The 20,637-nt window shown below is 61.3% G+C and carries 22 protein-coding genes; 1 reads left to right on the top strand and 21 read right to left on the bottom strand.

What is annotated here, in order from left to right; all coding sequences use genetic code 11:
• Window positions 1–114: 114 nt before the first annotated feature.
• From J2R76_RS17035 to J2R76_RS17125, 19 genes are all read right to left on the bottom strand, one after another.
• A complete protein-coding gene (locus J2R76_RS17035; RefSeq protein WP_076829174.1) occupies window positions 115–357 on the bottom strand; it encodes a DUF2274 domain-containing protein in 243 nt (80 codons plus the stop codon).
• 4 nt (window positions 358–361) lie between these two features.
• Window positions 362–1,573 (bottom strand): TrbI/VirB10 family protein, encoded by a 1,212-nt coding sequence (locus tag J2R76_RS17040; RefSeq protein ID WP_253624248.1) that lies wholly within the window; start codon window positions 1,571–1,573, stop codon window positions 362–364.
• The gene (trbG, locus tag J2R76_RS17045; protein WP_253624249.1) at window positions 1,570–2,604 is read right to left on the bottom strand and encodes a P-type conjugative transfer protein TrbG; all 1,035 of its coding nucleotides are present in this window, start codon (window positions 2,602–2,604) and stop codon (window positions 1,570–1,572) included. The genes J2R76_RS17040 and trbG overlap by 4 nt, the downstream gene beginning before the upstream one ends.
• The gene (gene trbF, locus J2R76_RS17050) at window positions 2,601–3,284 is read right to left on the bottom strand and encodes a conjugal transfer protein TrbF (RefSeq protein ID WP_076829101.1); all 684 of its coding nucleotides are present in this window, start codon (window positions 3,282–3,284) and stop codon (window positions 2,601–2,603) included. The genes trbG and trbF overlap by 4 nt, the downstream gene beginning before the upstream one ends.
• 99 nt (window positions 3,285–3,383) lie before the next feature.
• A complete protein-coding gene (trbL, locus tag J2R76_RS17055) occupies window positions 3,384–4,613 on the bottom strand; it encodes a P-type conjugative transfer protein TrbL (RefSeq protein WP_253624250.1) in 1,230 nt (409 codons plus the stop codon).
• On the bottom strand, window positions 4,610–4,978 hold the full coding sequence (gene trbK-alt / locus J2R76_RS17060) for a putative entry exclusion protein TrbK-alt (protein WP_076829103.1): 369 nt from the start codon (window positions 4,976–4,978) through the stop codon (window positions 4,610–4,612). Before trbK-alt ends, trbL begins: the two co-directional genes overlap by 4 nt.
• A complete protein-coding gene (gene trbJ / locus J2R76_RS17065) occupies window positions 4,978–5,706 on the bottom strand; it encodes a P-type conjugative transfer protein TrbJ (RefSeq protein WP_253624251.1) in 729 nt (242 codons plus the stop codon). The genes trbK-alt and trbJ overlap by 1 nt, the downstream gene beginning before the upstream one ends.
• Window positions 5,703–8,144: a conjugal transfer protein TrbE gene (trbE, locus tag J2R76_RS17070; RefSeq protein ID WP_253624252.1), complete on the bottom strand. Its 2,442-nt coding sequence runs from the start codon at window positions 8,142–8,144 to the stop codon at window positions 5,703–5,705. The genes trbJ and trbE overlap by 4 nt, the downstream gene beginning before the upstream one ends.
• A 10-nt stretch (window positions 8,145–8,154) precedes the next feature.
• Entirely contained in the window at window positions 8,155–8,418 is a 264-nt protein-coding gene (locus tag J2R76_RS17075; RefSeq protein WP_253624253.1) for a VirB3 family type IV secretion system protein, read from the bottom strand.
• A complete protein-coding gene (locus J2R76_RS17080) occupies window positions 8,418–8,741 on the bottom strand; it encodes a TrbC/VirB2 family protein (protein WP_253624254.1) in 324 nt (107 codons plus the stop codon). The genes J2R76_RS17075 and J2R76_RS17080 overlap by 1 nt, the downstream gene beginning before the upstream one ends.
• 1 nt (window position 8,742) lies before the next feature.
• Entirely contained in the window at window positions 8,743–9,705 is a 963-nt protein-coding gene (gene trbB, locus J2R76_RS17085) for a P-type conjugative transfer ATPase TrbB (protein ID WP_253624255.1), read from the bottom strand.
• A 180-nt stretch (window positions 9,706–9,885) separates the two neighbouring features.
• Window positions 9,886–11,220 (bottom strand): MFS transporter, encoded by a 1,335-nt coding sequence (locus tag J2R76_RS17090; RefSeq protein WP_253624256.1) that lies wholly within the window; start codon window positions 11,218–11,220, stop codon window positions 9,886–9,888.
• 135 nt (window positions 11,221–11,355) lie between these two features.
• The gene (locus tag J2R76_RS17095) at window positions 11,356–11,781 is read right to left on the bottom strand and encodes a CopG family transcriptional regulator (RefSeq protein ID WP_253624257.1); all 426 of its coding nucleotides are present in this window, start codon (window positions 11,779–11,781) and stop codon (window positions 11,356–11,358) included.
• Window positions 11,782–11,787: 6 nt separating this feature from the next.
• Window positions 11,788–13,773, bottom strand: a complete 1,986-nt coding sequence (locus J2R76_RS17100) for a conjugal transfer protein TraG (protein WP_253624258.1) — start codon at window positions 13,771–13,773, stop codon at window positions 11,788–11,790.
• 36 nt (window positions 13,774–13,809) lie between these two features.
• On the bottom strand, window positions 13,810–15,573 hold the full coding sequence (locus J2R76_RS17105; RefSeq protein ID WP_253624259.1) for a DUF3363 domain-containing protein: 1,764 nt from the start codon (window positions 15,571–15,573) through the stop codon (window positions 13,810–13,812).
• 545 nt (window positions 15,574–16,118) lie between these two features.
• Window positions 16,119–16,757 (bottom strand): hypothetical protein, encoded by a 639-nt coding sequence (locus J2R76_RS17110; RefSeq protein WP_253624260.1) that lies wholly within the window; start codon window positions 16,755–16,757, stop codon window positions 16,119–16,121.
• 344 nt (window positions 16,758–17,101) lie between these two features.
• The gene (locus tag J2R76_RS17115) at window positions 17,102–17,791 is read right to left on the bottom strand and encodes a transglycosylase SLT domain-containing protein (protein ID WP_253624261.1); all 690 of its coding nucleotides are present in this window, start codon (window positions 17,789–17,791) and stop codon (window positions 17,102–17,104) included.
• Between the two features lie 188 nt (window positions 17,792–17,979).
• Window positions 17,980–18,492: a S26 family signal peptidase gene (locus J2R76_RS17120; protein WP_253624262.1), complete on the bottom strand. Its 513-nt coding sequence runs from the start codon at window positions 18,490–18,492 to the stop codon at window positions 17,980–17,982.
• Window positions 18,489–18,953, bottom strand: coding sequence for a DUF2840 domain-containing protein (locus J2R76_RS17125; RefSeq protein WP_253624263.1), 465 nt, complete (start codon window positions 18,951–18,953; stop codon window positions 18,489–18,491). The genes J2R76_RS17120 and J2R76_RS17125 overlap by 4 nt, the downstream gene beginning before the upstream one ends.
• 278 nt (window positions 18,954–19,231) lie before the next feature.
• Here J2R76_RS17125 and J2R76_RS17130 point away from each other — a divergent pair, with 278 nt between their 5' ends.
• Window positions 19,232–19,468: a transposase gene (locus tag J2R76_RS17130; protein ID WP_253624264.1), complete on the top strand. Its 237-nt coding sequence runs from the start codon at window positions 19,232–19,234 to the stop codon at window positions 19,466–19,468.
• A 75-nt stretch (window positions 19,469–19,543) separates the two neighbouring features.
• On the opposite strand, the gene J2R76_RS17135 is transcribed toward J2R76_RS17130, so the two are convergent.
• Complete coding sequence (locus J2R76_RS17135; protein WP_083992262.1) at window positions 19,544–19,822, bottom strand: AlpA family transcriptional regulator; 279 nt, start codon at window positions 19,820–19,822, stop codon at window positions 19,544–19,546.
• Between the two features lie 78 nt (window positions 19,823–19,900).
• Window positions 19,901–20,137, bottom strand: coding sequence for a hypothetical protein (locus tag J2R76_RS17140; RefSeq protein ID WP_253624265.1), 237 nt, complete (start codon window positions 20,135–20,137; stop codon window positions 19,901–19,903).
• Between the last annotated feature and the right edge of the window lie 500 nt (window positions 20,138–20,637).

The following is a 20,637-nucleotide window of genomic DNA, read 5'->3' on the forward strand; positions in this document are numbered from 1 at the left end:
TAGGGCGGACGTGGGAACGCTAAACGATATCTCAACTGTCAAAACAAACTCAGCAGCCTAAGTTGACATCGCAATTGTTTAGCGTCCCGCGAAAGCTTCGATAAGCATTGACCATCACTTCCCTTCGCCGGCGGCCGGTACGTGCCCCTCACGTTTCAGTTTAGAAAACCCTCGATCCGTGGCCATAAAGCGCGCCAACATGGGGGCGATGAGCTTAGTCGGTTCAACCACTTGACCACCTTCACGCGTAAGGGCTTCTGCATATGCAATGAGATCACGATGCACGGCCGCCGGCAGCTCCGTACTCACTTTGACCGGCTTGTCGTCTGGAAGCTCTCCTATCTTGAGCTTTGGCATGTTCTCACCTTCCATACGGCGCAAGTATGAGGTCACGATTGACCAGAACACGAACCGGAAAGCCAGGTCGCACGGTCAGGGTAGGCTGGATGCCGAGACTGCGGCGAACGACCTGCTGTCCGGTTTGATTCAGTGAGTCGGAGGCGCCGTGACGCAACGCTTGGATAATCGCGCTGTCGTTGCTGTTTGTGTCGGATCCCGCGCCTACTTCCGTCGCAACAGCTAGAAGCGTCGATAGTGCCGCAGCCTTGAATAGTTCTGCCCAGTGATTGTCGACTTGGTCTTCCAGACCCGCATAGCCAGCCTTATCAGCGCCAGGCTGCCGCTCAAGAACGATAGAACGCCCATTCGGCATGATCAGCCGCGTCCAGACCAGCAGGACGCGCGACTGGCCGAATGAGACCTGATTATCGTACATACCGATGAGACGCGCTCCCTGGGGCACAAGCAGAAAGCGGCCTGTCGGCGTGTCAAAGATATTCTCCGTTACCTGCGCTGTGACCTGGCCTGGAAGGTCTGATCGAATCCCGGTGATTAGGGCTCCCGGAATGACCGTCCCAGCCTGCACGATGTATGGTGAAGCCGGACGGCTGATGCGGTCCGGGCTGACCGTGCGACGGTCCACAGACGCGTTCGCGAAGGCAAGCTTCCGGTCCTGACCGTTCTGCGCCAATCCGTCATCGCCAGAGCTCGTCGCGCTCGGAGACGCGATGCGGTCGGTTCCAGCGGCCACAGCGGCGGGCGCGTGCATTTCGCCGCCATTGTTCGCAGCGAACAAGCGACTGATGCGGGCTGCTTCGGTCTCTTGGTCTCGGCGCTGCTGTTCGGGATCAGAGCCGATGGTTGGCGACTGCCCCTGAGCAGCAAGGATCGGCCGCCCCAGGTCTCCTGGGAGCGGCGGACCGAGCTGCGGAGCCGCTTGGCGTGGAGTGTCAGAGTAGTCCTTCGGCAGAGCCGTGATCCCGTCGGCCACATTATGATGGTCTGTGCTGTAAAGCTCCTCGGCCGCCTCTTTTAGGGGGCGATTACTTTGCAGCGCCCACAACACAGTTCCGCCAATGACGAGCATGACAACCGCGCTCCCTCCGGCCAGGACCTTCCGTGACAACCGTGTCACGCGCGGATGCTCCGCTCTCAAGCGGAAACTTCCGGATTGCCCGTCTCGTGCCTGCTGCGGAGCCGACTGATCGCGATCGTTTCCGACCTCGGTATTCATGACGACGGCCTCCCATCTTTCCTGACAATCCTGACTTTCTGCTGGTGCTCACCGCCGAGCCGCAATTCGGCAGCCGCAAACAGCCGATCGACGATCAGGACGTTGCCGTAGGCACGGTAATTGGCGAGTTCGGTCATGCCGTCTGAACCGATGATAAAGAGTGGTGGCATCTCGCCTTGCACGATGCCTTGGGGGAATTCGACATAGACCTTACGGCCGTCGTCATAGACAGCCAGCGGCCGCCAGGGCGGGCTGTCGCCTTCAATTGCGTAGCGGGAGATGCGTTGCGCCGGCTCCGGAAGCAAGGGTCTCAGAGCGACTGCACGCGATCGTTCGCGCACTGTTTCCGGATAGTACCAGGCAACCGATGGCATGTATGGCCGCTCGCGTGAGCGGAGCTCGATCAGGTAGGTGCGCCGGTCAGTATTGACCACCAGATTGGTCTCGATCGATGCGCGGGTCGGCTTGACCAGGACATGGACCCTTCGCGTATCGCCGCTTCCACTCTCGGTATCGCCCACGACCCAGCGCACGGTATCTCCGGCGGCGATCGGTCCAGATCCCGTCAACTGCTCTCCCTCCTCAAGCGCGATATCCGTAATCTGCCCCGGTGCGGCGTAGATCTGATAAAGCGCCCCGGGACTGTAGGCGTAGATTTGCGCAGCGTTGAAATACCCCCGCTTGCGCGGTTCGACCCGGGCTGCGCTGTTTGCCGTCTCAATCCGGCTCATGGGTTCAGGCGCTTCCTTCCCGGCCGCCTTGCCGCCGAGAGCCGGCTTCCAGAGGGGCGGAACGTGTAGCGGTTGCGACTTGTCGTCCAGAGGCGCTGGCGACGCTGGCATCGAAGGAACTTCCGCATCATAGCTGATCTGTGGCGGTATGTAGGTCGCGCACCCACCGAGCGCTGACGAACAAAACAGTAGAGCGGGTAGAAATGCTCTCTTCGCGGTCACCAACTCGGGCCAAGCCGAATTGAGCTTGCTTTGCTGGAGAGAACGTTTCGAATGAACGTCAGACGGCGTCTTGGTCACTGACTCAACTCCTTTGACCAGTTGATGGCGCGGACGTAGACGCCAAGGGGATTCTTGCGCAGGCGTTCGGCATCGCGGGGTGTCTCGATCACGATCGAGAGAATTGCAGTCCAGCGCTCGGTCGAGCTCAACGAGCCGTTGTCGTAGACGCGCTGGGTCCAAGCGACCCGAAAGCTTTCCAACGACGCGCGAATGACGCTCGAGACGTCCACGGAAATTTGGGCCTTGCCCAGCTTGGCAAAGGGGTCATTGTTGCGCGCATAATCGTTGAGCGCAGCAGCACCACGATCGGTCGTAAAATCATAGGCCCGGAGCCAATTTTGGCGCAGAACGATGCCGTCGGCCGGTAGGCCTCTGACATCCTCTATAAAGCGCGCCAGATGGTAGGCGATCTGCGCATCAGTAGGTTGATAATCGATGTTGGCCGGCGCCACCCTTTGGGCCTGGCCGAGATGGTCCACTTCGACCACCCACGGCGTGATCGAGCCTTGGCTCGATTGCCAAACGAGGCTACCCGCGAGACCGGCTGATAACATCAAGCAGCCGAACGCCATCAAGCGCCAGTTCCTGGCCTGCACGCGGGCAGATCCAATGCGTTCGTCCCAAACCTGCGCTGCCTTTTGGTAAGGCGTGATCGGCTCGGGCATGCGCCCGTAGTGTACGGAAGGTCGTTTGAACATCGATAGTTGCCCTTGAGATCAAGTAATCGTTTTCGAGTTGTTCGGTGTCCGCGTTTCAGTCGGTCGCGCAGCGGCTGGCGAAGGCGCAGTGGCTAAGTGTCAGCGCTCTCCTTCAGACAAATCGACGGAAGAGCCGCCGCCACCGTGATCACCTGAGCGGACCGTGTGGCTGACTGCCGACACACCGTGCCGAACAGTCTCGGCACGCTTCATGCGCCGCGCCCAATCGGGCTGCCCTTCGGCCGAAGCGCTCGCGCCCTGCGCGCCGGCTTCCCCACCTCCGCCGAGCGCAGCCGCTGAACGACGCAACGGGCTCATCGCAGCGGTAGCGCCGGCCTCCGCGACACCGGCAAGGCCGCCGCTCCGATAGGCCGCTGATGCTCCGCTCATGGCAGCGCCGCCACTACGCGCGGCGCCAGCGATCGCGCCGCCAGCGAGACCAGCACCGCCGGCGGCGAGGCCTGCGCCGGCGGCAACAATACCGCCACCGGCAAGACCCGTTCCAATCGCCGCACCGGCGCCGAGTTGCGGTCCGCCGGACACCAGGCCGTTTGCGATTCCTGGACCGAAGATGCCCAAGCCCAGCAAGGAGAGCGCCGCAAGCACCAGTGTCATCGCGTCTTCGATGGTCGGCTGATTGCCGCCAAAGCCAGCGGTGAACTGCGAGAACAGGGTCGATCCAATGCCGACGATGACGGCCAAGACGAGGACCTTGATCCCTGAGGAGATGACGTTGCCCAAGACCCGCTCCGCCGCAAAGGCGGTCTTGCCAAACAGACCAAATGGGATGAGCACGAAGCCAGCCAGCGTTGTGAGCTTGAACTCGATCAAGGTGACAAAGAGCTGGATCGCGAGAATGAAGAAGGCGAGCAACACCACGACCCAGGCGAACAGGAGAACGACGATCTGGACGAAATTCTCGAAGAAGCTGATGTAACCCATCAGGTTAGAGATCGAGTCGAGCAACGGTCGGCCGGCGTCGAGCCCGACTTGAGCGATCTTTCCAGGTCTCAGAAAATCGGATGCGGACAGGCTTGCGCCCGATGCTTTCAGTCCAAGACCGGCGAAGCTCTCGAAGACGATGCGCGCCAGGCTGTTCCAATTGCCAATGAGATAGGCGAAGACCCCCACGAAGAGCGTCTTCTTGACGAGACGCGCGATGATGTCCTCGTCGGTTCCCCAACTCCAGAACAACGCGGCAAGCGTGATGTCGATCGCAGCAAGGGTCGTTGCGAGATATCCGACATCGCTGCCGAGCAGCCCAAAACCGTTGTCGATATAACGCGTGAACGTTTCCAGGAACTGGTCGATGATCCCGGTACCGGTCATGGCCTGCTCGCCTCAGGTGCCGCCAGGTTCGGATATCCCTGTGGAATTCGGCTTTGATCCTTTGGGATGGGTATCGAGCTGGACGAATCATCGTGGCCGGAAGCTATGGCGCTGTCCTTCTTGCCAAAGAAGCGACGCCGGTTTTCGTCCCAAACGCGCTTACAATGCCGATAATCCGCTGCTTCCTCAGGAGTAACGCTGCGGCAGCCTGCGAGGTCGAACTTGGCTGCATCGGTCGCCTGCGCCGCCCTCGGTGCCGGCGGAGAATCGTCTCCGCCACGCAGTCGAATCGTGCAAGCAGCGACGACCACCAGGCCGATTGTTGTAAGTAGCGACAGGGCCTTGAATGCCTTTACGTCGGTCATCAGTGAAACATCTGCACGTTAGAGGATTGATAGCCCTGCCCCGGTGTCAGGAACCGCCGAAGCTGCTCTCGTCCTTGATCTTGAGCCGAGGCGCGCCGAGCGGCCTCAAGGCTCTGCGCCCTGCCCTGCGCCGCGGCGGCCGCCGTGAGATCGGCAAGTTGTTGCGCTTGAAGTGCGAGGATCTGGTTGCCGGCCTGAGTTGCCTGCAGGGTGCCGCTGGCACTCTGGCTCGACGTTACGAGGGCGGACGTCTGGATGCGATTGTTGTCGAGGTTGCCAACGATGCCGGCCTGGACACGAAGCGCGTCTTGCGTCGCTGCATAGGAATTCTGCCATCGCGATTGAGCGTTGGAGATCAGCAACTGGCTCGACTGGCTGCTGGTGGCCGGCGCGTAGCTGGTCGAGAAGGCGCGGTCGATCTGCTGCACGTCGTAGGCGATGCGCTGGGCCTGGGCCAGCAATTGCTGGGTCCGCTGGATCGAAGATTGCAGTTGCTGCAGCGACGAATACGGCAGGTTGGCCAGATTTTTCGCCTGATTGATCAGCATCTGTGCCTCGTTCTGCAACGAGGTGATCTGATTGTTGATCTGCTGGAGCTCCCGCGCGGCCGTCAGGACATTCTGGACGTAGTTGTTGGGATCAAAGACGATCAATGCCCGTGCAGGCATCGTAACGCCAAGCGATAGAGCGATGGTGCCAGCGGCCAGCAATGAGCCAAGTCGCCTCATAGCGATTTCTCCAGATTGACGAGATTGGGGATCAGATCCGTCGCCCATGCGACGCCACGGTGTTGAAGCCAGGCCGGCACGAAGCCATCAGGTCCATGCTCAGCCAGGAGCCGCGTGACGTTCGCTTGGTCAGTCTTCGAAGCGGCGGCGGTGAAGGCGAGTGCCACCTCGCCAAGCCCGAGCTCAAACATACGGTTGCCGCGACGAGACTGGCAGTAGTAGTCGCGCTTCGGCGTCGCGCGGCTCAGAAGCTCGATCTGGCGATCATTGAGGCCGAAACGGCGGTAGATGGCAGTGATCTGCGGTTCGATCGCCCGTTCGTTCGGCAGCAACAAGCGTGTTGGGCAGCTTTCGATGATCGCGGGCGCGATCGCAGAGCCATCGATGTCCGAAAGCGACTGTGTGGCGAAGATGACGGACGCGTTCTTCTTCCGAAGCGTCTTCAGCCATTCCCGGAGCTGCCCCGCAAAATCCTCGTCATCGAGGGCAAGCCAACCCTCGTCGACAATCAGGAGTGTCGGCCGGCCATCGAGGCGATCACCAATACGATGGAAGAGGTACGCCAGCACGGCCGACGCCGCACTCGTTCCGATCAAGCCTTCGGTCTCAAACGCCTGGACCGAGGCCTCGCCAAGGCGCTCGAATTCGGCATCGAGCAGGCGCCCGGACGGACCGCCGAGGCAATAAGGTTGCAAGGCGCGCTTCAGGGAGTTCAATTGCAGGAGGACTGACAGGCCCGTCAGGGTGCGCTCCTCCCTCGGCGCCGAAGCGAGTGACGTCAGCGCCGACCACAGGTGATCCTTGACCTCCGGGGTGATCTCGATCTTTTCCCGTGCGAGGATCGCGCCGATCCATTCCGTGGCCCATCCGCGCTCGGAAGGATCATCAATCCAGGCCAGCGGCTGCAGGGCGACGGGTTGTACACCTCCGTCAGACAATGCGCCGCCGAGATCATGCCAATCACCACCCATGGCGAGGGCGGCCGCTCGAATCGAACCACCGAAGTCAAACGCGAAGATCTGCGAGTTCGGATAGCGCCTGAACTGTAGCGCCATCAGCGCGAGCAGCACCGACTTGCCAGCACCTGTCGGTCCCACCACAAGGGTATGACCGACGTCGCCAACGTGGAGCGAGAATCGGAACGGCGTCGATCCCTCGGTCTTGCCGAACAACAGAGGCGGGCCTTTGAAGTGGAGGTCCCTCGCCTCGCCCGCCCACACGGCCGACATCGGAATCATATGCGCAAGGTTGAGGGTCGAGACCGGCGGCTGCCGCACATTGGCGTAGACGTGCCCGGGCAGACTGCCGAGCCAGGCTTCGACGGCGTTCACGGTCTCGATCATGCAGGTGAAATCTCGGCCCTGTATGACTTTCTCGACCAGCCTGAGCTTTTCATCGGCAGTGTTGGGATCGCGGTCCCAGACAGTGATGGTCGCCGTAACAAAGGCTTGTCCGATCTGATCCGACCCCAGTTCCTGCAACGCCGCGTCGGCATCAAGCGCCTTGTTGTGGGCGTCGGTATCAAGCAGCGTCGATGCCTCGTTCGTCATGACCTCCTTGAGGATGGCGCCGATGGACTTTCGCTTGGCAAACCACTGCCGGCGAATCTTGGTCAGCAGCTTGGTGGCGTCGGTCTTGTCGAGCATGATCGCCCGGGTCGACCAACGATAAGAGAATGGCAGGCGATTCAGGTCGTCCAGGATCCCCGGGGTCGTGGCGCCCGGAAAGCCCACGATCGTCAGAACCCGCACATTGGCCGAACCCAGCATCGGCTCGAGCCCGCCGGTCAGCGGCTGGTCGGCCAACAGTGCATCGATGTACATAGGAATCTCGGGCACTCGAACCCGATGACGCTTGGTCGAGATCGTCGAATGCAGATAAGTCAGCGTATCCTGATCATCGAGCCAGGCGCATTCTGGCATGAACCCTTCAAGGAGACTGAGCACGCGGTTGGTTTGGTCGACAAACCCGCGCAGCACCTCCCGGGCATCTGCTCCAACGGTGCGGTCGCGACCTTCATAGAGCAATCGCTCCGCCTTAGCCGCTCCCTCCTCGGGAGGCAGATAGAGGAGGGTCACGAAGTAGCTGGACTCGTAATGCGCCCCCGCCTCCTCGAACTGAGCCCTGCGCTCCGCGTCGACCAGTGCGGAAGCGACGTCCGGAAAGGAGGCAGGTGGGTACGCCCCCGCAAAGTGACGCTGCGCCTCGATGAACACGGCCCAGCCGGATCCGAGGCGACGCACGGCGTTGTTCAGACGGCCGGCAACGGCGACGAGTTCGGCCGGCACTGCACTATCCAGGTCGGGTCCGCGGAACTTTGCTGTCCGCTGGAATGAGCCGTCCTTGTTCAGGATGATTCCCTCGTCGACAAGGGCTGCCCAAGGCAGGAAGTCGGCAAGACGTGTATTGGAATGGCGATATTCGGCAAGGTTCATCATGACCGAGAACTCAGAGGTTGAGATGACCGGGAATGCGCAGATGTCGGCGCACCACATCGACAAAGGCGGGGTCGCGCTTGGCGGCCCAGACGGCGGCCATGTGGCCGATGAACCAGAGAACAAGACCCGCGATCCAGAGCCGCAATCCCAGCCCAAGGGCTGCCGCAAGCGTGCCGTTGACAATCGCAACCGACCGCGGCGCGCCGCCCATCAGGATTGGCTCGGTGAGCGCACGGTGAACGGGCACGACAAAGCCTGTAACCTGATCACCCATCAGATCACCACGCCGCCGCCGAAGGAGAAGAACGACAGGAAGAAGCTCGAGGCGGCAAACGCGATCGACAGACCGAACACGATCTGGATCAGCCTGCGGAAACCACCTGACGAATCCCCGAACGCGAGTGTGAGCCCGGTCACGACGATGATGATGACGGCGATGATCTTGGCGACCGGACCTTCAACCGACTGCAAGATCTGATTGAGTGGCTGCTCCCACGGCATGTTCGAGCCAGCCGCCCACACTGGTGCTGGCGTCAAAAGCACCGCGCCGAAGGCGACCAGCGATGCACCTCGAAGAAAGCGAAATTGCTGACGCATGTCAGTCTCCTGCTGATGAAAGGTTGTAGTCACCGGCGGCCCCAAGGCCCGTGACTATGGCGAGTTCAGCGAGGCGACGGTCACCGCCGCGACCCGCAAGCACAGCAACGAGATTGATGGTCTCCGCGATCAGGGCGCGCGGAACCGTGATGACCGCTTCCTGGATGAGTTGCTCGAGCCGCCGCAGCGCGCCGACCGCGCTGCCCGCATGGATAGTCCCGATGCCACCGGGGTGACCGGTGCCCCAGGCCTTGAGTAGGTCGAGCGCTTCGGCACCGCGAACCTCGCCAACCGGAATGCGATCCGGACGTAATCGCAGCGATGAGCGAACCAGGTCGGAAAGCGTGGCCACGCCATCTTTGGTCCGCAAAGCTACGAGATTGGGCGCCTTACACTGGAGTTCGCGTGTATCTTCGATCAGCACGACCCGATCGGAGCTCTTCGCGACCTCGGCCAGGAGTGCGTTCGTCAAGGTTGTCTTGCCGGTCGATGTCCCGCCGGCGACGAGGATGTTCCTCCGTGCGGAGACCGCGTCCTTCAGGGTCCTGGCCTGCTCCGAGGTCATGATCCCCCCGGCGACGTAGTCGTCGAGTGTAAACACGGCCACGGCCGGTTTGCGGATAGCAAAGGCCGGTGCCGCAACGACCGGAGGCAACAGGCCTTCGAAGCGCTCACCGGTCCCAGGCAATTCGGCCGAGACCCGCGGCGAGCCGGCATGCACCTCCGCACCTACGTGGTGCGCTACCAGACGAACAATGCGCTCGCCGTCCGCCGCCGACAGAGTTTCACCTGTGTCGATCAGGCCATTCGACAACCGGTCGATCCACAACCGCCCATCTGGATTGAGCATCACCTCGATGATCGCATCGTCTTCGAGGTAGCCGGCAATCGCAGAGCCAAGCGCGCTGCGCAGCATTCGCGCGCCGCGCGAACTCGCTTCCGATTGAATGGAATGGATTGCCATCGTTCGTCCCCCGAATGAGGACGCCCAGAGAGCACCCTCAGATGGGGATGATTAGAAAAGGCACCAATGCACCTGGCGCAACAAGCGCCTTCGGTGATCGTAGGCTGGCGTAGAAAAAGGAAGAGTGCGAACTGGCATTTGACGGCTACTTAATCGTATCCGTTCGTCTTGAGTTGTTGCTCACCACTCCGCATCGTCATCCGCGGGCACGAGGATGACCGAATCCTCATACGGCCCAACTGACCCGACAGCGTAGGTAACATCCGCCTGCTTGAAGACGAGGATTGAACTCATCCACGAAGCGATGGATCGGCGCCAGGGCACCGCGAACCAGACCAACGTCGCGATCTGCAGTGCTACGTTGAGACCGAACGCGACTTGATAAGCTTGGACGGACCTATGGCCATCATTCATGGACCATTGTTCCAGGACCAGACCTGTCGCGTATTGGGCCAGAAATGCCCAAACAAAATGCAAGACGTTCAACGCCCCATTGGCGCGACCGGCAAGTTCCGGCGGATAGTAATCCGCTATCACCGCGAAGCTGACCACGGTTGCCGTTCCGACGATCGCAACGGCGGACCAGGGCAAGATGGACGGCAAAGGCACGCGCAGGATCAACGCTAACTCCGCTGTGATAAACAGTATTGCGACCATCGCTAGTATTGTCTCGGCCCCGAGACTTCTTCGTTTAATGTAATGAACAATCGTACCGAACAACCAGGCCCCGCCGCTAAGTACGATCGACATCATGAACAGCTGTCCTACGAGGTCCGCACGATCGAGACCTTCCACGTCCATCAGCCATGGTGAGGCCCACAATCCCTGCAGAGACCAGGCCGAACCAACGCACGACGCCGACAGCGGGGCAATACGCCAGAAGCGTTTATCGCCGAAAACCGCGCTAAGGTTGGCGGACATTGACGGGGTCGAAGGGACAATAGCTCGCTCGGGAACCACGACATAGATGAGCATGGCCGTCGCAGCGGTCGCAGCCGCCAAGATTTCAAAGAGTTGGCGCCAGCCCATCCAGGCGAGTAGATACTCGGCGGGAGCCGTGGCGGTTACCGCCCCCAGTGATCCGAGCATCACCATGTAGCCATTAAGCAAGGCCGATCGTTCTCTGGGGAACCAAAGGACTATGGATTTTAGGCCCGCCGTCAAAGCCGCTGCCACGCCCAGCCCAATCATCGCGCGTGCGATCAAGAATGACAGGAAACCCGTGGATACCGCGAACAATCCAGCGCCCACTGCTGCGAGCGCGAGCAGCGCACTCTGGACGCGACGCGGACCAAACCGGTCCAGCAAAATGCCAACTGGGATCTGGACCGCCGCGAGAACAAGGAAATAGACCGACGTAAGCAGCCCGAGGTCGGCGGTCCCAAGCCCGGTATCCGAGCTGAGACGACCGGCAATCAAGGCGTTGATCGTTCGAAACAGATACGAAAGATAGTATCCAGCAGCAAACGGGAAAAATACGCGCGCCGTAAGACGCCATGCCCCTAGAATTTGCATGCTGGCCCTTCTTGCTCCTCAGCTCATTCGAGCCGATAGCGCGTCCAGCTTTTTAAGGGCTTGGCTAAATTGCTGCGATCGTGGGCTGGCGTAGAAAAAGAAGGGCCGCCGAAATGGTCTATGTACACGGTTCAATCACGTTTCCTCGGCCGGGTTCTGACGGCGGATATCTTCTGGAATCTCGCGTAGAAAGCTTTGCCCTTTTTGCAAGCGACGCCCGAGCGCATCGACGAATCCTTCAAAGCGTTCCCTACCCTTTGCCTGCGCGGCCGCCTGCGCATCGTTGGGTAGCGGCGGCGTGATGGTCAGCCAGAAACGGATGAAGAGGGCTAAGGTCTCGGCCGTCAAACCGACGTCACGCTCCAATCGCTGCATCTGACGCGATAGCCGATCGAGGCGGCGAGTAAACGCCGCCTCCCGCCTGTCCGCGCCGTCCGGTGACAGAAATGAAGCAACCGCCGCCTCCACGATAGCCGACCGCGAAAGCTTCTTGCGATCGGCGAGCTCTGAGATCTGTTTCAGAAGCTCTGGCGGGAAATAGACATTCATCCGGTCGCGCATATCGCCTCAGAGCTCCATACCGTCATTCGGGTCCATGGCGACCTGACGGGCGACGCCGCGCATCTGTTGGCGCATGAGCCGGGACTGGCGGGCCGCATCCTCATCATCGTCAAGAACCGCGGCAAATTCCTCCGCCGGGGTCGGCTCGCTCGTCTCCTTGGCGATCGCAACGTGATCGGGGAGTTCGGGCTCACGACGGAGACCGCTGTTCTCCGTGTCTTCCTTTCCTTGCCCCCTGTCGATTGGAGGCGGTGCCGGCTTCAGCGTTCCATGCGTCGACCATCCGTCCGTTCGCGAAGATCGACCGGATGACGCCGGATCGGGCGGCGGCAAGACCCGCTCAGTAAACCGCGCATCCTCATAATAGCGGACCTTCTTCGCCCGGATCGGCGGCGTGCCCGCTACCATGACGATCTCGTCCATCGGCGGAAGCTGCATGACTTCGCCCGGGGTCAAAAGCGGCCTCGCCGTCTCCTGGCGCGAGACCATCAGGTGCCCCAGCCAGGGGTTCAACCTATGACCGGCATAGTTTTTCATGGCCCTCATCTCGGTCGCGGTACCGAGCGCGTCGGACACACGCTTGGCGGTCCGCTCGTCGTTGGTCGCGAAGCTGACGCGGACGTGGCAATTGTCGAGAATCGCGTTGTTCGGCCCATAGGCCTTCTCGATCTGATTGAGCGACTGCGCGATCAAGAAACTCTTGATGCCGTACCCCGCCATGAAGGCAAGCGCGGACTCGAAGAAATCAAGCCGACCCAGCGCCGGGAACTCGTCGAGCATCATCAGAACTCGATGCCGCCGGTCACGGGCGTGCAAATCCTCGGTCAGGCGCCGACCGATCTGGTTCAGCACCAGGCGGATCAGTGGCTTGGTCCGCGAGATATCGGAGGGCGGCACCACGAGGTAGAGCGTCGTTGGGCCGCAATCTGAGATCAGATCGGCGATCCGCCAGTCGCACCGGCAGGTCACGTGGGCCACCACGGGGTCGCGGTAGAGCCCGAGAAACGACATTGCGGTGGACAGAACGCCGGAACGTTCGTTCTCGGATTTGTTGAGGAGTTCGCGCGCGGTCGAGGCGACGACCGGATGAGCACCTTGCTCGCCGAGGTGCGGCGTGGTCATCATCGCCCTCAGAGTCGCCTCGATCGGCCGCTTCGGGTCGGACAGGAAGGCGGCAACGCCAGCCAAGGTCTTGTCCGACTCTGCATAGAGGACATGGAGGATGGCGCCGACCAGGAGCGAATGACTGGTCTTCTCCCAATGGTTCCGCTTGTCGAGCGAGCCTTCCGGGTCGACCAGGACGTCGGCGACATTCTGGACGTCGCGAACCTCCCATTCCCCGCGCCGGACCTCGAGCAGCGGATTGTAGGCTGAGGACTTTGGGTTGGTCGGGTCGAACAACAGGACGCGGCCATGCTGCGAGCGAAAGCCCGCGGTCAGTTGCCAGTTCTCCCCCTTGATGTCGTGAACGATGGCCGAGCCGGGCCAAGCCAGCAGGGATGGGACGACAAGACCGACGCCTTTGCCAGACCGGGTGGGCGCAAAACACAAGACGTGCTCTGGTCCGTCATGCCGAAGGTAATCGCGGTCGAGTTTACCGAGCACCACACCATCCGGACCGAGAAGTCCGGCCGCTCGAACCTCTTCCGGATCAGCCCAGCGCGCCGAACCATAGGTCTCGACATTCTTGGCTTCACGCGCGCGCCACACCGACATGCCGATCGCCACCGCGATCGACACGAAGGTCCCTGACGCTGCGATGAAGGCTCCCTCGACAAAAACCTGTGGCGCGTAGGCGTCATAGACGAACCACCACCAGAAGAAGATCGGCGGGTAGTAGATCTTGAAGCCCAACAGCTCGAACCAGGGTCGCCCAAGCTCCGGTTGCCAGGCAAGTCGCCAAGCCGTCCACTCGGTTGCTCCCCATATGGCCAGCAAGACGATCAGGCCGACCACGATCACCTGCCCCCAAAGGATTTTGGTTCCGGACATCCCGACGACCCTTCCGCAACTGGATTGGTGAGATTGCTAGAGACCGAGGTCGCGCTTCCGACCAAAGCCCCATTCGATGCCACCGCCGTCCTTCACGACACCGGTGACGTGTTGGCCGAGTCTCCTTTCGAGTTCGCGCGACCAGGGCACGAGTTGGAAGCCGAGCCCATTATCGATCATGGCGAAGCGTCCCGAGGCGAGCGTCAGCCGCTGGCGATACGTGCCCGCCACATGCCCCCCGGAGGCAGCGTTCACGTGAGGCAGGCGAGTGTCGGCCGAAACCTTTGCTGCCACTTCGTCCAGCTCGCGCCAGCGCAACGTGTTCAGGAGGTCGCGCTGCAGGATGACGCGTTGGCCCTGCCGCCGCGCCAGGCCCTCCTGAACCAGATGCTCGGTACGGGCTTCCATGGCGTCGCGGGTCTCGCGGCCGAAACCGCCCATGGCGAGCGGCATGGGGTCGCGTTCAACCAGCCGGTGGTCGAGCCAGGTTGCCCCTCGTGCCGTGATCTGGCTACCAAGATCGAGATCGGAACGGATCGCCAGCACTATGGTCGGCCACCGATCGCCGGCTTGACCGAAGCGTCTGACTTCAACGATGCCGCCGATCGGCGGTGCGTGGTCGAAAGCTTCGAGTCCTCGGAAGCGCACGTGGTGAGCGCGTCCATCTGTTCCGTCGATCAGGGCGTAGGCCTCGCCGGTCAGTTCGTCATGCAATCCACGGTCGATCAGTCGTCCGATAATCTGGGACATCGGCTGTCCACCCTCGATGACGAAGTCGGCAACGCCGCGCGCTTCCCCACGCTCGGTAAAGGCGCGGTGCATGGTCTTGATGATGTCGCCACGCATGCCGAGGTCGCGCAAGCTCCGCTCGGCCTCGAGGCCTACCATCCATTCCCCTGGTGCGGCGGATGCGGCGAGCCCCATCTTCTCCAGGTGCTGAAGGCGACCGACCATCAGGCGCCGGATCTCGGGATCGGACCTGCCGGGATTCTCTGGGCGAAGGTCGATAGTGCCGGTCTCGTCGGCCGCCAGCCGGATCTCCCGATCGAGCCGCGTCCATCGTTCCGCCGTGACTTCCCTTTCCAGCGAATTGCGGATTTCGTGCTCCGGTTTTGGACCCAATTCGAAGGCGACCAGTTCCTCGGCGCGGGAGCGCAGGCCTTGGCTGATGTAGTCGCGGGAGATCACAAGATCCGCCCCCTCCACATCTACTCCCCGAACGAGAAGGTGGACGTGAGGGTTGTCGGTGTTCCAATGATCGACAGCAACCCAATCGAGCCGCGTGCCGAGATCGGTCTCCATCTGCTTGGCGAGATCCCGGGTGAAGGCCTTCAGGTCGGTCATCTCGCCGGCGTCCTCGGGAGAGACGATGAACCTGAAATGATGCCGGTCGTCCTTGCACCGTTCTGCGAAAGCCAGGCCATCAGCACGGTCGCTGCCGGCATCAAACATCTCGGCCCGCTCACCACTCCGGGTCACGCCGTCGCGCTTCAGATACGAGAGGTGGGCGGTCAGTGGTGCTGAGCGGAAAGCTCGCCCTTTGTGCCGGACCACGCGCGCTTTCAGCACAACGCGCCGCGTCGAGCTGAACAATCTTGCGCGGCTAAAGGCGAAGCGTCCACGGCCAAACGTCGAGCGCCCATGAGCCGCCGAACGCCTGCCGGCGACGGTCTGACCCGAGGTATGTCCGGCTTTCTTCGCCGCCCGCAGCACCTGGTTGATGAAGCTCTTGGGCTTCGGCGCGCGTGTACTGCGGATGCGCCCAGGCCGAATTCGCAGGTCGCTATCGCCTGCGGTCATGACCGGGCCTCGAAGAACGCAGCGAGACCTAGAGTGCCGAAAACATGTTTGAATGTTCTGGTGAAAGTCTTAGGCGCGGCACGCACCCCGACCGACCGGCACGCCGGAACCCAAGCCATGTCAATGGCTTGTGGTTCGACCGGTGAGCCCTTTTTATCTCGCCCTCCTAATCGGGCGTTCAAAGTCAACTCATTCCTACGCCTTTTTTCGACTCGTCGCACTTCAACCATGACGGACTCCCTGCATCGACAACGCACAAACGTCACCACACCGCGCTTGCGGTTGCATTCACCAGGCGGGGTCCATGCGTTCCTTCGCGTTCAGCACTAGGCCGTCGCATGCTCTTCATCAGATTCGTAAACAGGGCTGTCCAAGCAGTCCGGCGCTCTCGCCCTCGAAGGGCGGCAGCAGGCAAGAGATAGCGGACATTCCCCGTTTCGCGCATCCGCCAGGGGACGCTCACCGCACGCGGATCTCTAATTTCGTTCCTCCCTCAACATGCCGGGCGCAAACCCAGCGCTAATCCGTCGTCGCCCGCACCGCGGCTACCGTGCAGGTTTCAACCGCAGCCGCTGCGTGACTTTGGCGCCAAAACCAACGTGGAAATTGGTCTCGCTGCCCCACATTCGGTGCAGAATGCTTGCGGAGCTTGCACGCGACGGCGGATCGCGCACAGCATGCTCGACCGTTTGGCGATCCGCAGGCCCCACGCTCGCGGTGCCGACCATGTCCTGACCCGCAGCAGCAGGCTTGCGGCCGGCTCGCGCCTGCGACGTCACCCAGTTTGCTAATGCGCCCTCCGTAATCGATCGACGTGCCGGACTGTTGCCGCCTCGGAGCAGCACACAGTGCAGCCAATCGTACCCCTCTAGGATGGCGCGACGCACATCCAACATGGCCTCGATGGTCATTACGAAGATCGGATCGGTGCGCTCGATCAACTCGCGGACGCGCGCCTCAAAGGCGCCACGGGCAATCGCTCCAACGAGCAAAGCATAGGCCCGCAGCGCACCACGAATGTGGTTCTCGAGGTCGCTTAGTTTGCGCTTGAGCAGCCTTCGGCTGGTCAGCAGCGTGCACATCTTCTGCATGTCGATGTGCTTGACATGAACGGCGCGATACCAGTCCGACCGCATCATCCGCCCGATGCCGCGCGCGTCATTCCGGTCGGTCTTATTCCGCATTGTCGACAAGTTGCTCTCCGAAGCCGTTGCGGTACTTCGCGAGTTGGTCTCACGCGCGCAAGACACCACGGACGAGTCGTACGATGACCGCCATTCGGTTGATACTTGGAAGAGCGAGGAATTCCGCGCCGCGATAAAGCGTGCCGAAGCAGTGATCGCGAAGGCGGTAGCTGCCATGGCAGGGCCCCGCACAGAGTAGGAGTTCGCCGAGTCGACGCATTGCCGGCCGAGGCCGCTAGTCTCGTCAAGACATAACGTCACGTGCAGCCCCCGGACGCACGCGTCGTGCCTGCCCACTGCTCTCGCTCCTCCGCCGATTGCTTGCTGAAGCACGCCATTGCTGGTCATCGCATCGACCTCGAATCCGATCGAGCTACAAAAACGCCAGTACGCCTGGGGGCCATCTGCGAAACGTCGGGCGACGAGATTGCAATCGTTGCGCAGCGCGAGAGAACGAACGATGTCGGCCTACCTCGGATTTCCATCAGCTCAGCTCGTTCAACGAACAGCGTCGCGGCTGCTGAAGACCTCCAGCTCGCGGTACACGACGGCGGCGGTTGGATGCCAAGCAAATTTGCAAGCTTTGCCACATATGCTCGCGTCTCGTCAGGTAAAGCTGCTCCCGCGAGATGTTCTTCGTAGCGAGTTGGTCCGGCGTTGTACGCAGCAAAGGCGCCACGCGAACCGTAGCGGTCGAGCAATTCACGGAGATACGCCGTGCCGGCAAGAATGTTGTCACGCGGATCGTACGGATCGTTCCCTAGATCATAGCGTTGGCGCAGTTCCGCCCAAGTTGACGGCATGATCTGCATCAGTCCCATTGCGCCCTTGGGCGACTTGGCGTGCATGTCTCCAGCAGTTTCGATGCTCAAAACCGAGCATATCCACCGGGCCGGGATCGCAAAGCGTTGTGAGGCTTCTTCGATGAAGGCCGAAAGCGTGTGGGTGGTTCGACAGATCGCTGGGAGCGCAGCGGACCCGTTTTGGGCCAGAGCAGTCGTGTCAGATGCGGTCAGAGCAAGCAGCAGCGACACGACCACCCAAACAGGCACACCTGACCGAGCCAAGTCTGCTGTCGTGCTCGCGCCTGTCCAGGGTGAAGCCGCTTCGCGCCGGCCATTTGGACCACCGCTGGGCGCGCCAGGCTTGCGAGCGTTGGCTGGGTCGGAGGAATGGTCACGCAACCGATCTAACCGAGGGGGAACACGTAGAGCACGCACGGTTACTCCTCCCAGGTCCAGACCGGGAGCGCACCGCCAATCACCGCCGACGCCGGAAGAAATCCAAAATATCGGCCGTCCATGGAGTCGTCCGACTGCCAATTCATGAGAAAGAGCTCGCCGTCGCCGACGACGCGGCAGCCCTGCCATTTGGGCAGCGGCCGGCCGCGTCCGTCGCGATCCTTCGCCTCGCCCACCGCAACATCATCCACCAAAATCGTCCGTCCGCTTCTGCAGACCGTCTGCCCGGGCAATGCCAAGATCCGCTTAAGCATGGGGACGCCGACCGGCAGATAGCCGTTCAAATCGAGGAAGGTCGCAAGCGGCTCCGGCGGTTGAACGGCGACCAGCTCGGTGACATGGAAGCGCTTCGTCGGTCGTAAGCTGTAGAGACCGATTGGCACGCTTGCCGATGCATTCCAAATGTAGAGTGGAAGCGGCTCCAGGACGATCGTCGCGATGAGCGCGGCAGCCAACGCAAACGTCGTGGTCAGCGTCATCAGGCGGCTCGTCATCGCATCACTCTGCGACGATGGAGCCAGGCCTGGTGGCGTGTTTTCGTGTATGGACGCGGGTTTTCGTTGACGGACAGACGGTTATGAACATGATGCCAATGATCGGGAGCGACGTCAGCCGGATCGATTCCAAGCGCCTCGACGGCATCAACCATCTGCAACACTCGCTCGACCTTCGGCCAGCCAGAGAGCCGCAGCACGATCTCTCCGCCGGGCCTCACATACGGTACGGTCGAGCAGCGCTGTCCCGGTGCGACAGCGCGCAAGATGTCAATCCGCGACATGATCGTGCCAAAGTCGTTGGATGTCCAACGGACGAAGGCAAAGATGCTACCCGGTGCAAATGATAGGACACGCCGGTGACGATCAAGCTTTCGTTCCTTGACAATACGACCGAACCGAATGCGGTTTTCGATACGCTTCTCGAGCCACAAAACTTCCACTTCCGTGAGATCGTTCATGCCGCCGCTCCCTGACGCTCGAATCGGGAACGGTATGCTTTGGGCTGAGCGAACCGCGTGTGTCTCTTCTGAGGGTGCGCAGGCCTGGCGGCCTGACGTTGCCAGTCAGTTCCCATGAAAGTTGAGGCCTGGTCCGCCAGAAAGAAGCCCAAGTATTTATGGCTAGCAGCAGTACTGAGTTGTGCCCCCTTGCATGCTGCGCTACGGCGACGATGCCGCGCAACGATTCGCGGCTGGAGCGCACCGCGCATTCCAGCCGTCGGCGACGAAGTCGAACGATGGACTTGCACGCGGGGTTCGACGTGTCGCTGGATCCGAGACGATCTAGGAAGTCGACCAATGTCCGGGCCCATTTCGGATTGGCGCGACGGCGCCATCAATCCGGGCAAACCGGTCGCATCGGAAGCATCACCAAATGCGGCGACGAACTGACGCGGGCGATGCCGCAAAAGGCGGCCATCACGATCCTGACCAGCATTCCCGACAATTTCAAGCCGCGTCTCGGGAGCCCGTAGCTCGCCGGGAAAAGGGGTCTGAAGTGCGCAGCGACACCGGCGGCGGTGCGCTGAGGATTTGCTAACGGACATGGCCTAGCGCCGCTCTTTACCCGCATAGGGAATTGGCGCACGCCGTTTTGCGGGCAGTACGGTGCCGACACCAGGATCCGAGGTCGACTTCTTCTTGCCGAGTTTGGCCCATGCTGTCAGGTCAGCTACTGAATAGACCACGCGTCCGCCAATCTTGTGATACTCGGGACCGGTTCCGTAGGTTCGGTGTTTTTCCAACGTGCGGCCGGACAAACTCAAGAAGCGCGCGGCTTCGGACGTGCGTAAGTAACGCGGCGGCTTATCCGTGTTCGGATCGGACATTTGAAAAGCTCTGTGCTCCTTTGGAGCGCGTACGAAGTTCGCCGCGCGTCGACTGCCACGATCGCGGAGTAGAGGTGCTTAGGGGGATGCCGAAGATGATGCGGTGATTTTCGACACCCCATCGAAGGCGCTCGCCTCAGAAGCCTTGCAATAGCCGGCGATTATCAGGGCGAGGCTCCGCTCCTCGGATGGTCCGATTGCGAGGAACCGTGTCTTGCGCGGCCGGGATGCGTTTTTGCCGAGCAGCGCTCCGGCGATGATTCGATAGACGCTCATCGCAGCAATGAGCGGCGAGCGCTCGGATAACAGCAGCACGTTGCAGAGGGCGAGCTGCCGCTATGGGAGCGTCGGCCGTCTGAGATGTCATGCCGGCGAAGTGGGCCTCGACGCCGGTACACGCTTCTACAATCGGAATTCCTCGTGACGCCGACGTAGCAGTATTCCGCGGCGCGCGACCTGAGATGATCGAGCAATATTTCCGCAGGACCGTGGCACGGTCATGCTCGGAAGCAAGAGTGAGACGCGACGTGCGGCCACACTCAGCTGCTATCTCTTGAATGATCCGCTCGGATCGAGGCCGCGCCCTGGCACCGGCTTGCCAATCGATCGAATCCTTATGGAAGCAGATGGCTCAGTCAGATTGACAGAAATTGCAGCCAGTCCGCCGATGTGAAAGCCAGAGCGAGGGGGCCACCGAGCTCGGAAACTCAAGGCCGAGGCCTGGGATGAGGTAACATAGAACCTTCAATAATTCGGCTCATCTAGGAAAATTGTGACCTTCGTGCTACATATTCCTTGAATATGAAGCATGAAGA

The organism is Bradyrhizobium sp. USDA 4532, from assembly GCF_024171315.1.
Classification (GTDB): domain Bacteria; phylum Pseudomonadota; class Alphaproteobacteria; order Rhizobiales; family Xanthobacteraceae; genus Bradyrhizobium; species Bradyrhizobium australafricanum.

Excerpts from the sequence above, each read along its gene's own strand:
- J2R76_RS17095 (WP_253624257.1), bottom strand. The coding sequence starts at position 11,781 with ATGCGCGACCGGATGAATGTCTATTTCCCGCCAGAGCTTCTGAAACAG.
- J2R76_RS17035 (WP_076829174.1), bottom strand. The coding sequence starts at position 357 with ATGCCAAAGCTCAAGATAGGAGAGCTTCCAGACGACAAGCCGGTCAAA.
- J2R76_RS17100 (WP_253624258.1), bottom strand. The coding sequence starts at position 13,773 with ATGTCCGGAACCAAAATCCTTTGGGGGCAGGTGATCGTGGTCGGCCTG.
- J2R76_RS17135 (WP_083992262.1), bottom strand. The coding sequence starts at position 19,822 with ATGTCCGATCCGAACACGGATAAGCCGCCGCGTTACTTACGCACGTCC.
- trbK-alt (WP_076829103.1), bottom strand. The coding sequence starts at position 4,978 with ATGACCGACGTAAAGGCATTCAAGGCCCTGTCGCTACTTACAACAATC.
- J2R76_RS17130 (WP_253624264.1), top strand. The coding sequence starts at position 19,232 with ATGGACTTGCACGCGGGGTTCGACGTGTCGCTGGATCCGAGACGATCT.
- J2R76_RS17125 (WP_253624263.1), bottom strand. The coding sequence starts at position 18,953 with ATGAACGATCTCACGGAAGTGGAAGTTTTGTGGCTCGAGAAGCGTATC.
- trbB (WP_253624255.1), bottom strand. The coding sequence starts at position 9,705 with ATGGCAATCCATTCCATTCAATCGGAAGCGAGTTCGCGCGGCGCGCGA.
- trbL (WP_253624250.1), bottom strand. The coding sequence starts at position 4,613 with ATGACCGGTACCGGGATCATCGACCAGTTCCTGGAAACGTTCACGCGT.
- trbE (WP_253624252.1), bottom strand. The coding sequence starts at position 8,144 with ATGATGAACCTTGCCGAATATCGCCATTCCAATACACGTCTTGCCGAC.
- J2R76_RS17105 (WP_253624259.1), bottom strand. The coding sequence starts at position 15,573 with ATGACCGCAGGCGATAGCGACCTGCGAATTCGGCCTGGGCGCATCCGC.
- J2R76_RS17110 (WP_253624260.1), bottom strand. The coding sequence starts at position 16,757 with ATGCGGAATAAGACCGACCGGAATGACGCGCGCGGCATCGGGCGGATG.
- J2R76_RS17040 (WP_253624248.1), bottom strand. The coding sequence starts at position 1,573 with ATGAATACCGAGGTCGGAAACGATCGCGATCAGTCGGCTCCGCAGCAG.
- J2R76_RS17120 (WP_253624262.1), bottom strand. The coding sequence starts at position 18,492 with ATGACGAGCCGCCTGATGACGCTGACCACGACGTTTGCGTTGGCTGCC.
- J2R76_RS17075 (WP_253624253.1), bottom strand. The coding sequence starts at position 8,418 with ATGGGTGATCAGGTTACAGGCTTTGTCGTGCCCGTTCACCGTGCGCTC.
- trbF (WP_076829101.1), bottom strand. The coding sequence starts at position 3,284 with ATGTTCAAACGACCTTCCGTACACTACGGGCGCATGCCCGAGCCGATC.
- trbJ (WP_253624251.1), bottom strand. The coding sequence starts at position 5,706 with ATGAGGCGACTTGGCTCATTGCTGGCCGCTGGCACCATCGCTCTATCG.
- J2R76_RS17090 (WP_253624256.1), bottom strand. The coding sequence starts at position 11,220 with ATGCAAATTCTAGGGGCATGGCGTCTTACGGCGCGCGTATTTTTCCCG.
- J2R76_RS17080 (WP_253624254.1), bottom strand. The coding sequence starts at position 8,741 with ATGCGTCAGCAATTTCGCTTTCTTCGAGGTGCATCGCTGGTCGCCTTC.